The sequence below is a fragment of the Saccharopolyspora sp. NPDC050389 genome (assembly GCF_040655595.1).
Classification (GTDB): Bacteria; Actinomycetota; Actinomycetes; order Mycobacteriales; family Pseudonocardiaceae; genus Saccharopolyspora.
The window spans coordinates 1-16,089 of the sequence record NZ_JBFAKG010000100.1 but is presented as its reverse complement, the minus strand read 5'-3'; the positions used below and the strand labels follow the sequence as shown (position 1 = coordinate 16,089).

Annotated in this window: 8 protein-coding genes; 4 read left to right on the top strand and 4 right to left on the bottom strand. The window is 68.5% G+C overall.

The window, feature by feature from the left end:
- Positions 1-39 precede the first annotated feature (39 nt).
- Both AB0I53_RS41015 and AB0I53_RS41010 read right to left on the bottom strand, forming a co-directional pair.
- Positions 40-6,447, bottom strand: a complete 6,408-nt coding sequence (locus tag AB0I53_RS41015) for an SDR family NAD(P)-dependent oxidoreductase (RefSeq protein WP_358614453.1) — start codon at positions 6,445-6,447, stop codon at positions 40-42.
- Complete coding sequence (locus tag AB0I53_RS41010) at positions 6,444-10,310, bottom strand: amino acid adenylation domain-containing protein (protein WP_358614451.1); 3,867 nt, start codon at positions 10,308-10,310, stop codon at positions 6,444-6,446. Before AB0I53_RS41010 ends, AB0I53_RS41015 begins: the two co-directional genes overlap by 4 nt.
- Before the next feature lie 175 nt (positions 10,311-10,485).
- Between AB0I53_RS41010 and AB0I53_RS41005 the strand changes: the two genes are divergently transcribed.
- The 3 genes from AB0I53_RS41005 (at position 10,486) to AB0I53_RS40995 (ending at position 13,013) form a co-directional block, all read left to right on the top strand.
- The gene (locus AB0I53_RS41005; RefSeq protein ID WP_358614449.1) at positions 10,486-11,238 is read left to right on the top strand and encodes an alpha/beta fold hydrolase; all 753 of its coding nucleotides are present in this window, start codon (positions 10,486-10,488) and stop codon (positions 11,236-11,238) included.
- 478 nt (positions 11,239-11,716) lie between these two features.
- Positions 11,717-12,013: a hypothetical protein gene (locus AB0I53_RS41000; protein ID WP_358614483.1), complete on the top strand. Its 297-nt coding sequence runs from the start codon at positions 11,717-11,719 to the stop codon at positions 12,011-12,013.
- 454 nt (positions 12,014-12,467) lie between these two features.
- Entirely contained in the window at positions 12,468-13,013 is a 546-nt protein-coding gene (locus AB0I53_RS40995) for a hypothetical protein (RefSeq protein ID WP_358614447.1), read from the top strand.
- 33 nt (positions 13,014-13,046) lie between these two features.
- Here AB0I53_RS40995 and AB0I53_RS40990 read toward each other — a convergent pair whose 3' ends face one another.
- Together AB0I53_RS40990 and AB0I53_RS40985 are read right to left on the bottom strand one after the other, a co-directional pair.
- Complete coding sequence (locus AB0I53_RS40990) at positions 13,047-14,099, bottom strand: integrase core domain-containing protein (protein ID WP_358614445.1); 1,053 nt, start codon at positions 14,097-14,099, stop codon at positions 13,047-13,049.
- A gap of 20 nt (positions 14,100-14,119) precedes the next feature.
- Positions 14,120-14,731 (bottom strand): site-specific integrase, encoded by a 612-nt coding sequence (locus tag AB0I53_RS40985; protein ID WP_358614481.1) that lies wholly within the window; start codon positions 14,729-14,731, stop codon positions 14,120-14,122.
- Between AB0I53_RS40985 and AB0I53_RS40980 the strand changes: the two genes are divergently transcribed.
- Positions 14,732-14,977 carry a hypothetical protein gene (locus tag AB0I53_RS40980; RefSeq protein ID WP_358614487.1) on the top strand — a complete coding sequence of 82 codons (246 nt, stop codon included), beginning with the start codon at positions 14,732-14,734 and terminating at the stop codon, positions 14,975-14,977. It begins immediately after the preceding gene.
- Positions 14,978-16,089: the final 1,112 nt, after the last annotated feature.

Genomic DNA, 16,089 nt, shown 5'->3' with positions numbered 1-16,089 from the left:
CCGGCGGTCATGGCCGCCGGGAAGCGCACGAGTGGTGGATCAGCGATCCAGCGCCGTTTTCAGCGCTTCGTTGATGGCCGCGGCGACCTGCGTGATCGCGGGCGATTGCAGCACCGAGTAGTGGTGGGCGTCGACACCCACCACATCCAGCGGCCCGGCCAGGTGACGGCCCCAACCCAGATCTGCCAGGCCGGGCGGGGTGTCGTCGACGCCCATGCCCATACCGGAATTGCGCGGTGCCGGGCGCTCGGCGCGGACCAGCAATGTTCTGGTGTTCTCGTCGTCCAGCAGACCGGGCTCGTGGTCGGCCAACGCCCGCAGGTGCCGGGCGAAGACCGCGATCCGCCGCCGGGAGCTGTCGCGGCGCCCGAGCAGCCGCGCGGACCGCAGCCGTTGGTCGATCTCGTCCCAGCGCCGGTCGGGCGGGAGCCGCCGGACCGCCTCGATGACCGCCGAGGTGTTCACGTTGGGTCCCGCGCCGAGGTCGGCGCCGACGAACCCCTCCAGTGCGCCGAGGAAACGCCAGATGACAGCCAGTTCCACCTCGTCCGGGTTGCCGTCGATGTGCGTGATGAAGCTCGGGTCGTTGGAGTCGAGCATCACCAGCAGCTCGGTGCGCTCACCGAGCGTGTGGAGCTGGCGGGCCATTTCGTGCGCGAGGTCGCCGCCCATGGACCAGCCGCCGAGCAGGTACGGGCCGTGTTCCTGCGATCGGCGGACCACGTCGAGGAAGCGCGCGGCCATCCCGGGGACGTCGGTGGCGCCGCGGCCGTCGACCAGTTCCGGATCGGTCAGCGCGACGACGTCCACGCGGTCGTCGAGCAGCCGGGCCAGTTCTGCGTAGCAGACGACGTCACCGCCCGACGGATGCATCAGGAACAACGTGTGCCGCCCGCCGCTCGGACGGACCGGCAACGCGATGTCCTCGTCGGCGACGTCTGCGCTGTCCCATGTGGATGGATCGGTGGCCAGACGCTGGACGCGTTGGACGTAGTCGGCGAAGGCCCGGTCGAGCTGATCCGGTGGCAGGACAGGTTCGAGGGCATCCCATTGCAGCAACAGCCGCCCGCCCTGCTCCAGCGCCTGGTGGTCCAGCAGCGTCTGCGGCGTCTGGCTGAGCGCGGCGACCTGCGTGCCGGCCCATTCCGGATCGTGTTCCGCGCCGATGACGTCCTCAAGGCCCAGCGCGCTGGTGAACACCACGGGCACCGAGAGCCGGTGGCCGCGGCGGGACGACTGCTCGGCCAGCACTTCGAGCCCGGAGAAGTCCCGGTGGTCCAGGTCCGCGAACAGCACGTCCTGCGCGGCTCGGGCCCGTTGCAGGAAGGATGCGGGCCCGGAGTGGTCCACCGCGTGCAGCACGAGTGAGGTGAAGTCACCGACCACATCGGACACCTGGGGGTGGATGTCCGGGCGGTCGAACAACGTCAGCATGATGGCGAACCGGTTGCTACCCGACCACGCCGCGAGCGTCTCGGCATAGGCGGCAAGCAGCACGGCCGTGGGCGTCACCCGCTGCCGAGCAGCTGCGGCCTGCAACGCGGCCCAAGCGTCGGGATCCAGTGCCGCGGCCCGCCGGACGAATCGCGTCGGCGCGTCGGACTCGCGTATGGGCAGCGCGGGCCCGCCCGGTAGCCCGTCGAGCTTGCCGCGCCAGTAGGCAGCTGCCTGCTCGCCCCGCTCGCTGTGGCGGCGTTGTTCCAGCGCCGCGACGCATGCGGCGAAGTCGATCCCGATGTCCGGCAATGGCTGGTTCGGTGCCCGGTAGAAGTGCCGCAGCTCGCGGTCGATGATCCACCAGCTCGCCGCGTCGCAGATCAGCACGTCGACGCCGATGAACAACCGAACCCGACCACCGGGCAGCCGCGCGGCCTGGATCTGCACCAGCGGCCACCGATCCGGCGGCCCGGGCTGCCGGCTGATCCGCTCCCGCAGCCGCTCCAGCCGCGCCGTCCGGCGCTCCTCCGGCAATGACGTCAGGTCGTGCACCCGGATGCGGTAGGCGGGCACGTCGTCGAGCAACTTCCCCCGGCCCTGCGGGGTGATGATGGTCCGCAGCATGGGGTGGCGGGCGAACACCTGGTGCCACGCCCGCTCGTACCGGTCGACGTCGAGGTGCTCGCAGTCGTATTCCAGGTAGAAGTGGCAGGGCACGTCGCCCCACTCGTAGCCGCCGTCGCGGCCGACCCAGTAGGCGTGCTGCACCCGCGTCAGCGGGAACGTCCCATCCGGGGCCACGGCCGCTGCTGCCGGTGCGTGTTCGGCCGGTGCAGGCTCGGCTGCGGTGATGCGGGCCGCGAGCGCGGCGACGGTCGGCTGGGCCAGCAGGTCGCGCAGCCGCAGATCGACGCCGAAGCGCTCCCGCACCGCCGCGAGCATCCGTGTCGCGAGCAGGGAATGCCCACCGAGCAGGAAGAAGTCCGCGTCGGCCGAGGTCACGGGCGAGCCGAACAGCTCGCTCCACAGCTCGGCGACGGCCCTTTCAGCGGGGTCCGCCAAGCATCCCGGCGCTTCGGCGCGATCGATGAAGGCGGCCTGCGTCATGCGATCGGCCAGCGAGGTGGCGGCGACCGCGACCACCGGCGGCGTGGTGCCGTGGAGGATCCGGTCCAGCGCCGCCATTCCGGTCTCGGCGTCCAACGCCTGGTCCAGCACGACGGTGCGCTCCGCTCCCAGCGGGCCGACCCGCCAGCCGTCCCACACCGCGCTGACCCACCGGGTCGAGTCGTCGCGGACGGACATCGCCAGGGCGTCGAGGAAGCCGTTGGCCGCTGCGTATGCGCCCATACCGATGCCACCGACCAGCGTGGTCACCGACGACATCAACAACACCGTGCGAGGCCGGAGCCGGGACGGGAGCTCGTCGACCGCCGCGCGCAGCGCGAGCGCTCCGCCCGCCTTGGCGGTGATGTGCGCGGCGACGAGTTCGGAGGTGGTCTCCCGGAGCGGAGTCGCGTCGGTGGTCGCGACGACGCCCGCCGCGTGGATCACGATATCGAGGCGCCCCTGCTGGGACAGCTCGCGCAGAAGTGCGGTCGTTCCAGGAACATCTGCCGCATCGAGCGCGCGAACCTCCACTTGGGCGCCCGTTTCGGTGAGCCGCCGGATGGCTTGGAGCCGTTGTTCGGCGGTGCTGCCGGGTTCGGGGTGGGTTGGCAGGCCGGTGCGCGAGGTGAGGACCACGCGGTACCCGCCTCGGGCGAGGTGCTCGGTGATGGTCAGCCCGACATCTCCCAGCCCGCCCGTGATGAGCGCGAGGCCGCCGGATGGCGGCGGAATCTCGGCTTTGGGGCGCCACGGCACGATCACCCGCAGCCACCGGGAGCCACCACGCACCGCGATTTCCCGGGCCGACGATCGTTCCGCCGCGCTGAGGTCGGCGATCTCCGCCACGACGGCCGCGGCATCATCCGAGCCGGTGGGGAGATCGATCGTCCGCCACCGCAATCCGCGCAGCTCCTGGCCCAGGATCCGGGGGAGCACTCGTAGCGCACCGTGAGCGGTGCCGGGAAGATCTCGGCTGCCACCTCTGGTGATCTGGAGCAGCAGTGGCGGGGACTGCTCCAGATCGCCGAGAACGCGTGACAGTTCGGCGTGGCGGAGGATCTCGGTCGTGATGTCCTCGCTGCCGCCGGCGAACAGGAGCACACCGGCGACCGGTTCCGAGCCGGTGGGCTCGCCGAGGAAAACGCAGTTCGCACCTAGTGCCGTCAACTCCCGCTGGACGACCGCGGCCAAGGCGTCGTCGGCAGTGGCTGCGATGATCCATCGCCCGGGCAACGAGGTCGGTCGATCGAGCGGCAGGAGTTGTTGCCAGCGCGGGATTTGTAGCGGCTCGGTGGCATCGGGTTCGTCTTCGGCGCGGACCTGCCGGGGTTGCGGAGGGTCGATCCACAACCGCCGCCGCTGGAAGGCGTAACCCGGCGCGGCGATGAGACGACGTTCGACGTGCTGAGCGGCGAAGTCGACGTCGAGCCCGTGCGCCCACAGCTGGCCGATGGCATCGCGGACGGAGATCGCTTCGTCGGGTTCCTCTGCGGTGAACGTCGTCAACGCGGTGTGCAGCGCGGGCAGCCCGTTGCGCCGGGCGAGGCCGGCGAGCGCACTGCCCGGACCCACCTGCACCACGATCGCCGGGGCGTCGACGGCGGTGCGCAACGCATCGGAGAACCGCACGGTATCCCGGAGCTGGCGCACCCAGTGCTCAGCCGTGCTCAACTCCGCGTCCGCGTAAGTGCCGGTGACGGTCGTGACCATCGGCACCGCCAGCGACCGTGGCCGCAAGGCTTCGGCGGCGGCCCGGAGTGCGGGCATCGCGGGCTCGACCAGCCGCGAGTGCAGCGCGGCATCGACCCGGAGCAACGCAGAGCGCTTGTCGTCGCCCAGGCTGGCGGCTAGTGCTTCGACAGCGGGTCGTGGTCCGGATACGACGCAGGAATCGGGTGCGTTGACAGCGGCGAGGTCGACCTCGGGGTGGTTCGCGAGCAGCCCGGTCATCTCGGCTTCCGGGAGCTGGATCGCGAGCATGCTCCCGCCGCCAGCCGCACGGGACGCCTCGGTGCACCGGACCGCGACGAGCCGGGCGGCATCCGGCAGCGAGAGTCCACCGGCCACCACAGCGGCGGTGTACTCGCCGAGGCTGTGCCCGAGCACCACATCCGGACGCACGTTCCAGGAGTCCAGCAATCGAGCGGTCGCCAACGACACCGCGAACAACGCGGGCAGGCCGTAGGCGGCGTCGCGGACGCGTTGCTCCGCGGCGTCGCCGATCACAGCCTCACGGATGTCGGTTCCCAGCAACGGGCGCAGCAGTTCAGCGCATTCGTCGACGCAGTCGCGGAACACTGGCTCCTCGGCGTAGAGCTGCGAGCCCATGCCGGGGTATTGGCTTCCGGCGCCGGGGAACGCGAACACCACACGTGGTGGGGTGGGTAGTGCGTGCACTGCGGTGCCGGTCCGCAACGCTGCGATGTTCCTACCGCGCACGGCGGTGGCGACGCGGTGGGGGAGTGCCGGTCGTCCGGATTGCAGGGTGTGGGCGAGGTCCGCCGCATCCGCGGGCTCGGCTTCGGCGATGGCCGTTGCGGTCTGCTCGGCCGCTGCGCGGCTGTGCGCGGACACCATCAAGATCTGCGGCCGGGAGTCCGATCGCGCCGCGGGTCGGCTCGGCGCGGGGCCCAGCACGACGTGGCAGTTCGTGCCGCCGATGCCGAACGAGCTGACCCCGGCCAATTCCGGGCCCTGCCACTGCTTGGTCTCGGTGACGACCTCGAACGGCGAACCATCCAACCGCAGCAGGTCGTTGAGCGGTTCGGCGTGCAGCGACGCAGGCAGAATTCCGTTCTGGACCGCCAACGTCGTCTTGATGAACGAGGCGATGCCCGCAGCGCTGTTAGCGTGCCCGATGTTGCTCTTCACCGACCCCAGCCCGCACCAGGCCGGGCCCGCGTCGCCGAAGATCCGCCGCAGCGCGGCCGTTTCCACCGGATCGCCCAGCCGCGTGGCCGTCCCGTGCGCCTCGACGTAGCCGACCTGCCGGGGATCGATACCGGCGATCGCCTGCGCCTCGGCGATCACCCGCGCCTGCCCGCGCAACGACGGCGCGGTGAATCCCGCCTTGTCGGCACCGTCGTTGTTGACCGCGGAGCCGTGCAGGACCGCCAGCACCGGATCGCCATCGGCCAGTGCGTCTTCCAGCCGTCGCAGCACGACGGCTCCAACTCCTTGCGAGTAGACGATGCCGCTACCTTCGGCGGAGAAGGGACGCACTGTGCCATCGGCGGAATAGATCCCCTCGGCCACGTGCAGATATCCGTGCCCCTGCGGAACGATCAGCGAAACACCGCCCGCGACGGCGGTGTCGCATTCCTCGTTGAGCAGCGACTGCGCGGCGGTGTGCACCGCGACCAGCGACGTCGAGCACGTCGTGTTCACCGCGATGGCCGGACCGGTCAGGTTCAACCGGTAGGCCACCTGCAGCGGCAGGTAGTCGGCGTGCGTGGCCATCGCGGTCTGCAGGCTGCCCACCGGATCCGCGCCGCCGCCGGTCGGGCTCCACCGGTCGGCGAGGTTGCCGGCCAGGTAGGAACTGTGCGCGGCCCCGGCGAAAACCCCGACCGAGCCGGCGCCCAGCCCGCAGCCGTGCCCGGCCTGCTCCAACGCCTGCCAGGCCGCTTCCAGGAAGAGCCGCTGCTGGGGGTCGAGCAGGGCGGCTTCGGCGTCGGTGAGGCCGAACGGCTCGGGATCGAACAGGTCCTGCCCGTCGATCAGCCCGCCGACCGGCACGTAGTCCGGGCGGTTGCGCAGTCGCGACGGAACGCCGCGGGCAGCCAGCTCCGCTTCGGTGAAGCGGGTGATCCCTTCGCGGCCCGCGACGAGCATGTCCCAGAACGAGGCGGCATCCGGTGCTCCGGGGTAGCGGCAGGCCAGACCCGTGACGGCGATCATCGGGCCACCTCCGCGGCGTGCGCGCGGGCGGCGCGGCGGCCCGAAACCGGCGAGGCGGGCCGAGCGGGGGCCGGTTCCGTTCGCTGTGCGATCACCGCGGCCAGGTCGCGGACCGTGGGATTGGCCAGGAAGTCGACCACCGTGAGGTCCGGATCGAGTTCCGCGCTGAGCCTGCGTTGGGCCTGCACCAGGGTGAGCGACGTGGCACCCAGCTGGAAGAACTGCGTCGTCGGGTCCACTTCGGACTTCAAGAGGTCGCCGAACACCTTCTGGATGGCCGCCTCGGCCTCCGCCACCTGCCTCGACGGCGCTGCCGGAGGCGGTGGAGGTGGTGGTGTGGCGGGCGCGGAAGCCGGCGGCGGGATCACCGCAGGTGGTGCGGATGAACCCGCGTCGCGGCTGAAGGTGAGCTCGATGAGGGCCCCGTCCCGCAACCGCTCGGTCGTGCGCAGGCCGGCGGCCGCGGCGGCCGACAGCAGCTGCTTGCCGCCTTCCCCGGCTGCGGACAGCGCATCCGCCAGTGACAACGCGCCGGGGGAGAAGGTGATCGCGACATCGAGGCCGCGGGCGGTGGCGTCGTTGAGCGCCGCGTCGAACCCGAACGCGACACCCCGTTCGACGGGCTGGTCGGCTTCGGGCTCGGGCCGCGAATCGGCCATCGCGGGAGCCTCGGCGACTGGTGGCGCGCTGGCGGCATCGTTCGCGGCGGCTCGTCGGTACGGGTTCTCCAGCGCCTTGTAATCGATCTTCCCGTTGGCGGTGACCGGGAATTCGTCCATCGTGACGAAACGGGTGGGCACCATGTACTCGGGAACGTTCTCGCGCAGCCGCCGGCGCAGGTCCTCGTCGGTCATCTCGGCGTCGGGGTGCCGGACGACGTAGGCCACCAGGCGCGGCCGGTCATCGGGGCCCGGTACCGACAGCGCCACCGACTTGCGGATCCCGGGCAGCCGGTCCAGCACGGATTCGACTTCGCCCAGTTCGATGCGGTGTCCCCGGATCTTGACCTGCCGGTCCAGCCGCCCAAGGAACTCGATCGTCCCGTCGTGGCGCCAGCGCCCCATGTCCCCGGTGCGGTAGAGCCGCAGGCCCAGCTGCGGGTGGGTGATGAACCGGTCGGCGGTCTGCTCCGGGTCCCCGACGTAGCCGCGCGCCAAGCCACCGCCGCCGATGTGCAGTTCACCGGGCTCGCCGACCGGCTGCGGGCGGCCGTGCTCGTCGAGGATGTGGAACAGCTGTCCCCGCAGCGCACGACCGTACGGAATGCTGCGCCACCCGGGCTCCACGTCGCCGATGGGATGGCAGATCGACCAGATCGACGCCTCGGTCGCGCCGCCGAGGCTGACGATCTGCGCGACCGGGGCAAGCGCGCGCACCCGGTCCGGCAGCGTGACCGGGATCCAGTCCCCGGACAGGAACACCAACCGCAGCGGTGCGAACGCCTCCCGGGCCAGCTCGGGGTCGACCTCGGCGTACTCCACCAGCATTTCCAACAACGCCGGAGCGGTATTCCACAACGTCACCCGGTGCTCACGCATCAGCTCCAGCCAATGGCCCGGGTCGTGCTGCCGCTCGGCGTCGGGAACTACCAGAGCTCCGCCGACCCCGAGCACGGCGAAGATGTCGTGCACGGACAGGTCGAAGCTGAACGCCGACAGCGCGAGCATCCGGTCCTCGGCACCGATCGGGAAGCGATCGACGAGGTCGTCGATCGTGGTGCGGGCGGCCCGGTGCTCGATCGCGACACCCTTGGGGCGTCCGGTAGACCCGGACGTGAAGATGACATACGCCAGGTCATCTGGTTCCGGCCGCCGCAGCGCCAGCGTTTCCGCTGCTTCATCGCCGAGCGCGCCGCTTTCCGGTAAACGGTGCACTGTGACATCTTCGGGCCATTGCACCTGTGCGTCGGGGCCTACCACGGCGTGCCGGATGCCGGCCTGGGCGCAGGCGGAGGCGATGCGGTTCGCCGGCCACGAGGGCTCGACCGGAACATAGCCCGCACCGCTGGCGCATACCCCGAGGATCGCGGTGATCTGCGCCGCGCTCTTCCCGACCGCGACCGCGACGAGATCACCCGGACCGACACCGGCTGCCGCGAGCACAGCAGCCGTCTGCGCAGCGTTCGACGAAACTTCCTTGTGGCTGAGTGAATCCTCGGTGTCCAGGAGAGCTGGTTCGTCCGGACATCGTTCGGCGGCTGCCCGCAGCGGATCGTCGAGCAGCGAGCCGACCGGACCGAACGGCGCACTCGTCAGCTTCTCCGCCGGCAGGAACGATGGGTCCCAGCCGAGAGCGGTGTCGGTCCAGGCAGCGGGGTCGTGGGCCAGCCGGTGCAGCAGGCGGGTGTGGGCGTCGAGCATGCCGCTGACGAAACCTTCGGGGAAAGCGCCGTCGACCGAGTCCCAGCACAGTTTCAGCGCGCCGCTTTCGGCATAGACGATGTGGTCCAGCAACACCTGCGGGGTTTGCGAGATGCCGAAGACCTCTGCACCGAGCCACCCGGCAGGATTGCCCTGTCCATCGGACAGTCCCAGCCCGCTGGTGAAGACGACGGGGTATTTCGGTGTCGTCGTGGGCTCCCCGGCGGAGTGCTGCGCCTCCATGCCAGACACCGCCCGGTGGTCCAGGTCGGCCCAGAACTGCCGGTTCGCGCGCGCCGCGTAGTCGGCGAAACCCGCCCACCCCGCGGGATCCAGCTCGGGCATCGCGACTAGCGCGGTCGAGGTGAAGTCGCCGACCAGCGACTCCAATTCGGGGTCGTCGGGCCGGTCGAACAGCGTGGTGTTCAGGCAGAACGACTCCATCGCGCCCCAACGAGCCAGGGTGAGTCCGAAAGCCGCGAGCAGCACTCCGGTCGGGCTGAGACCGTGATCGGCCGCACTCGCGCGCAGCGCCTCCCATTCCGCCGGCGCCAGCGTCGTCGACGCCCTGCTGAACCGGTGGTTGCGCACCTGGTCGACGTCGCACGCCAACGGCAAGACCGGGCCGGGCGGAAGCGACGGGGCACGTTCCGCCCAGTAGGCACGATCACGATCCCGGCGCCGCTGCTCGTCAGCGTCGGACTCCCGCTTGCGGACCACATCGGCGAAAGTCGTGCGCAGTGCGGGCAGCTCTGTCGACGGATCCTCGACCAACGCGCCCCATTCGGCGAGCAACTGCATCAACCCGGCTAGGTCCAGCGCGAGCACGTCGATCCCCATGCACAGCCGTGTCCGGCCATCGGGCAGCAGGATCGCCTGGATGTCGAACAACGGCCAGCGGTCGGCCGGGCGCACCTGGTGCGACCAGGCGTGCCGCAACTCGGCGGCGGTGCTTTCGGCGGTCGCCGGATCGACGCGCCGTAGATCGGCGATGGGAATCTCGTAGCGCGGCACGGAGTCCAGCACGCGCTGGCGGGCGTCTTCGCCCACGACCATGCGCAGCATCGGATGCCTCCGAACCAGCGCGTTCCACGCCGAGCTCAGGCGGTCCAGATCGGCTTCCGGGTCTGCGGCCGGGATCCGGTCGTGCTCCCGGTAGAAGAAAGTCGCCACCCCGCCCAGCGGGAACGCCGAGTCGCGGCCGACCCAGTAGGCCGACTGGATCGGGGTGAGCGGGAACGACCCGGCGGCCTCACCTGGCTCGACCACGCCTTCGGCGATCGAGCGAACCGTTGCCGCGCCGAGGAAAGCGGTGAGCGGGAGCTCGAGCTCGAGCTCCTCGCGAAGGCGGCGGCGCAGCCGCACCGCGGTGAACGACTCCAGGCCCAGCTCGACGAGGGGCGTGTCGGTCTCGATCGTGCTGGTTGGCACGTCCATCACCTCGGCGAGGGCCTCGGCAACGGCAGCGAGGTCGACCGACGATCCCGTCGGGGTCGCGCTCATGGTCCTCCTTCGGAGATCAGGCGAGGTCGGATTCTGATCACAGAGCGTCGGCGCCCTAGACAAGAAAACGACAATCGTTTTCAATTATGCTCCGAACGATCACGGCCGTGTCAAGAGAGAACACGGATGGTGACGACTGGTGACGCCAAGTCGATCAACCGGGAGAGGATGGCCTGTGCTGCAGCATTCGGATTCGGCGCTGCGCTGCTACGACCCGAGGCCTGCGGCTCGGGTGAGGCTGTTCTGCATGCCGCACGCCGGCGGCGCGGCGAGCTTCTTCCGGTCGTGGTCGTCATCGCAGCCGCCAGAGGTCGAGGTCTGCGCGATTCAGTACCCGGGGCGCGAGGACCGCTGGGACGTGCCGGCCTGCGGAGCAATGCCAGAACTAGTCGAGGACGTCGTCGCCGGGATCCGCGACCGGCTCGACCGCCCGTTCGTCCTGTTCGGACACAGCTTGGGAGCCACCGTTGCGTATGAGACCGCGCAGGCACTGCGCCGCGAGCTAGGCAGGGAATCGAGTCACCTCGTGGTCTCGGCGAAGGAGCCTCCGCAACACCACCGAGCTGACGACTTCCATCAGCGCTCGGACGACGAGCTGTGCGCCGAGCTCGCCAGACTCATGCCCGATCGTGCGGACGTCCTGGCGTCCCCAGAGGTGCGAAGCCTCCTCCTGCCGACGGTTCGCGCGGACTACCGGGTGAACGAGACCTACCGGCCGGTGGGTTCGCCGCCCCTGCTCGACTGCCCGATCACAGCGCTGTGCGCCGCCGACGACACCGAGACCACCGTGGCGGAGGTACAGGGCTGGCGACAGCTCACCCGGGAGCGGTGCAACGTCGTGGTCCTCCCAGGCGATCACTTCTACTTGGTACCGCGCCGCAACGCAGTCCTGACGACGATCCACCGCGCTGTCTCAGCTCTCCTGTAGTGCGCCCTGGAACAGCGGGAGCGGCGAACCTGGGGACAGCGCAAGCGGCTGGGAAGACCGTGGTCGTCATCGCCCACCGGTTGTCCGCCATCGTGGCCGCGGATCAGATCGTCGTTCTCGGCGGCGGACAGATCGTGCAGCAGGGGCCCACGACGAACTGCTCGCCGATCCCACCGGGCGCTACGCACGCATGTGGAACGCCCAGCTCCGGTCGAAAACCTGGCACCGCGCCGCCGGCTGAGTCTGCCATCGCCGTTCGGCGCGGGCCTGGTCCTGGGACACTCCCGCTGATGTGGTCCGGCCTCCGTCGCCCAGAGTCCTCATCGGTGTAGGCGTGCAGTGCCTCGCCGCTGATCGCGCTTGGTCCCTAGCGCGTTGCTGCGGTGCCGGACTGGTCGCATGTCTCTATGCGCATTGCTGCATTCGAGATTAGGCTTCTCGGGTCAATGAAATGCTCGGAATGAGCGAAAGGTCGATGGTGACGATGGCGCATCAAGAGCACCCCGCGCACGAGCACGCTCATGGTGAAGGTTGCGGGCACGTGGTGGTTCCCCACGGTGACCATGTTGATTACGTGCACGATGGGCACCTACATCGGGTGCACGACGACCACTATGACGAATGCGAGCAGGGCGAGCACGTCGTGCACGATGGGCACGAGCACGCCCATGGTGAAGGCTGCGGCCACGTCGCCGTTCCCCACGGTGACCACGTCGACTACATCCACGACGGACATCGCCACGCCGTCCACGGCGACCACTACGACGAGCACTGAGTCCGCCGGGGCTGCCCGCAGATTCGGTTGCGATGCTGCCGGCCGGTGGGACCCGGGTCAGGCGGGCCGCTCGCTGCCCGGCCTGAGCCGGGTCAACTGTGGACGCGAGTAGGTCCGGTGCGCAGCATCTACTTCCTGCAGTACGGGTCGGGCATTGGTGGGAGAACCTGTTGCACAACCAGAGCGCGCTGCGCTGATGGCCGGTTGTTCGCGCCGGGCATGCTGGCCCCAGCGTCCCTGGCAGCTACCGGACCAGGTGGGCGGCGAAGAGTCGCTACCTCGCCGAAGCGACGTTCGACGAGCAGTGGATCGCTTCGCAGCGTCGGCTGCAAGGACCTGTACTCACAGACTCCGGATACATCGGCGAGGGAGATCTCACGGGCCTTCGGAGTATTCTGGCGCAAACCCGCGGGCTTGGGGACGACGCCGTCGCATGTCTGCTGCTCCACCTGAGTTGGCTGAACTGAAGAGCCGTGACAAGGTCGAGAAGCTGTGCGATGAGATCTCGGCGCATGGCGTTGCGGTCGCGGTCGTCCTGGAGCACAGAGACGACCCGCTCGGGGTGCAGGCGGCCTTGCGAGGACTGCTCCGGCTGGTCGCTCTCGACACCCCGGTCCTGCTGCTGCGCAGCGACGTTTCGGCGCTGGGAGCATTGTGTTTCGGAGCGCTGTATGCCGCCGTCGGTACTACACCCACGCTGCGACACCTCTACCCGGTCACGTCCGGGGGTGGCGGCGGTGGTGAGCGGCCCGTGTCGATTTTGGTGCCGCATTGTCTTTCCTATGTGGGGACGGAAAAGGTGGCTGCTGCGATCCCGCTGACGCCGGATCAGGCCAACCACTGGGAGTGTGTGTGCGACACCTGCAACGGTCGTCAGCTCGAACATTTCGTCACGATCGAAGACCGCGACGAGCGGGTCGACGCCGCCTTCTGCTACTCGGAAGTCACCCGCTTGTGTCTTACTCTGCTGCCTGGCCTACGCCGACGGTGCTGGTGGTGACGTTGCCCTTGCCGGAAACCCCATCCATGCTGGTCATGCCGCATGCTGGTACTCGTGCAGGATGCCGCCGAGGCGGTCGCGTCGGCGTACGTCGAGGCGGGCGATCTTCTCCGGATCGGCGATGGGTGCGGGCGGCGGGCGTAGCGGAGCGGCGTTCGCGATGCCCTGGTGCGGTCGATGACCATTGTAGAAATCCTCGAACTCGCGCAGAGTGTGGAGGAGATGGCGTTGGTTCCAGATCAACGTCCTGTCCAGGAGCTCGCGTCGACAGGTCTGTATCCAGCGCTCCATGATGGAGTTCATCCTCGGCATTTGGACGCCGCTGAGGATGACCTCGATGCCGGCGTCAGCGAGGATGGCGTCGAACAGGGCGGGAAACTTCCCATCCCGGTCTCGGATCATGAATCTGGCCCGGCAACCGGCGTCCTCAAGGTCCATGACGAGGTTCTTCGCGGCCTGAGCCACCCAGGAGACGGTCGGGTGCGCGGTCGCGCCGAGGATGCGGATGCGCCGGGTGGCGTGCTCGATGACGACAAGCACGTACATGCGTGCCCCGGACAGGGTTACGGTTTCGAAGAAGTCGCAGGCGAGGAGAGCGTCGGCCTGGGATCGCAGGAAGGTCGCCCAGGTACTGGAGGTCCGTTCGGGCGCGGGGTCCATACCGGCCTGGTGCAAGATTTCCCACACCGTGGACGCGGCCACCTTCACCCCGAGGACGAGCAGTTCGCCATGTACTCGCCTGTAGCCCCAGGTGGGGTTCTCTGTCGCCAGTCGCAGCACCAGGGCCCGGATGGAGCGTACGGTGCGTGGCCTGCCCGGGCGCTTCGGCCGGGAGGCGGCAGCGTGGCGGCGTGCGATCAGGTCGCGGTGCCATCGCAGCACGGTGTCCGGCTGGACCAGCAGCCGGAGCCGACGCAGGACGTACAGCGGAAGCCGGTGTAGCAGCGCCGCCAGGAAAGCCCGATCCGCCGGGTCGAACTGCGCCTTCCTCTTGCCGAGTTGGCGCTCCAGCACTGCGAGCTGGTGACGCAGCGCAAGAATCTCCGCGTCCTTCTCTCGATTGCTCATCGGCAGCAGGCGCAGCACCGCGAACGCGTTCGTCGTGGTCAGGTAGGCCAGTCGCAGCAGCACGGTCGATCAGCATGCCGCGAGATCACTCGGTGCACCAGGCTCCACCAGCCGCGGCCATGGTCAACGTCCATGACCCCGCTCATTGCCTCCCACCAGGGCGGATGAGTTTTCGGCAAGGGCAAGGTCGTCGTGGCCGAAGGTTCGTGCCCGCGGTCGGTGTGTCCTGCATAAGCTCGCGCTACGGCGTAGCCGAAGTTGCGCTCGACCCATTTCAGGGTCGTGTGCCGGATCCAGTGGATGCTGATCTGCTGGGTCGCGGACCAAGGAAGATGCCGTCCCACCCGGTTCCAGAGGTAGTCGTAGCGCCGGGCCGTGATCGGCCTTCCGCTGGCGTACCTCAGCAGCGGCGCATCGGGATCTTGGGGTCCACGTTGGTCAGCGTGCGCTACCAGATGGGCCATCAGTGTCGGCGAGACCGGCTGCCACCGCACGGTTCCGCCTTTCTCGCGGAGGAAGATCAAGCACTGTTCTCGGTCTAGGTCTCTCGGGCGCAAGGCAAGTGCTCCTCCACGCCGGCAGGCGGATTCGACGTGGAGTCTTAGGAGGAGCGAGTCTAGGATCGGGTCGTTGCCCGTCGTGGCGACCACATGGCTGATCTCAGCCAAACGACTATCTGGCACGGCGCGTCGAGTGCTTGGCAGGCGGCGGGGCTTTGGCACAAGCCTTGCCGGGTCGGCGTCTTTTGTAATCAGCCTGTCGGCGACCGCGTGGGCGTAAATGCAACGCATCGCTCCGATGAAGTGTTCTTCGGCGCTACGGCCACCTCTGCTGTTGCGTCGTGTTATTGCCTGCGCTCGTATCTGGCCGGCGAATTGACGGATCTCAGAAGGTGAAGGCTCATCTAATCGGCGAGCACCCCAGCGGTCGATGATCCGAGTCCAGTATGGGGTGTATACCCTGCGGGCCCCTGGAGTTGCCGATTCGGCAACCTTGGGCACGTATTCCGCGAAAATGGGGGAGGATATGCGCGTCGCGTCGTGGTCGAGTAAGTCGGCTGGGTGCATACCCAGTTTCTCCAGCAGGATATGAACCGCGTCAATCTCAAGACGGCCGTCTCTCGTACTACCGTCCAGTTTTTTCGGATCCATTGATCATTCCGTCTCCGGCGGCTGGGTGTGGTACTTCAGCATCATGTCGTCGAGGGCGGACATGGGATGGACGAGTAGTACGCCGATATGTATGGCTCCGGCTAGCAGGACGCGGTCTCCATTATTTATTCCGCACAGAGCTCGTACGGGCGCCGGAACGGTGATGTAGGATCTGTCGGCGAGGGTAAGTGATCCGGAATCGAGATCGCGGCGGAAGACGGCGACGCCAGACTTCACATGGACAACGAGTCGATCTCCGGATGACCACCCCAGTGCGCGAGCGACCGAACGGTCGGATACTCGTCCTGATCCGTCCACGCTGCCCATGGCGTACACCATCGAGGCGTCCCGTGGTAGTCGTCTCAATTCCGCCATAGGCGGCGGTGTCGTGTGATGGTACACGCTGCGTATGCGCTCTGGGATGACGGCGGCGATTATTGCGTCTGCTACACGTGCTCGTTTCTGCAGGGATTCGGATTCTTGGACATGCGATGAGACGTCGCCGGCAACAAATGACATGACTGCCCCCGGTTTGTGTGGTGACGCAGTTCCTGGTGTGTGAAGGTAGTTCATATCCTCAATATCAAGAACGGTGCCTGTTTGGGGACGGTTGAGATGTGTCCGTTTTGCTCAATCGTGTGTCCCGTTTTTGGGCACAAACCCTCGCATGTAGCGGTCAGAGAGGGTGCCGGTCAGGGAGGCGCCCAAGGGGTGGGGCGACGCGGACGCTGTACGAGGGTGCGCGGCTGTGTCGCGATCGAGGCCTTACTGAGCTTCGTGTTTTAGAGTGACAGTCCGGTGTGTTGAAGGAATGAGTAGGGCAGGTGCTCGGTTGCGCGGACGCGGTCGATGCCGTG

Coding starts and splice junctions, on each gene's coding strand:
- AB0I53_RS41010 (WP_358614451.1), bottom strand. CDS start 10,310: ATGAGCGCGACCCCGACGGGATCGTCGGTCGACCTCGCTGCCGTTGCC.
- AB0I53_RS41015 (WP_358614453.1), bottom strand. CDS start 6,447: ATGATCGCCGTCACGGGTCTGGCCTGCCGCTACCCCGGAGCACCGGAT.
- AB0I53_RS40980 (WP_358614487.1), top strand. CDS start 14,732: ATGGCTGATCTCAGCCAAACGACTATCTGGCACGGCGCGTCGAGTGCT.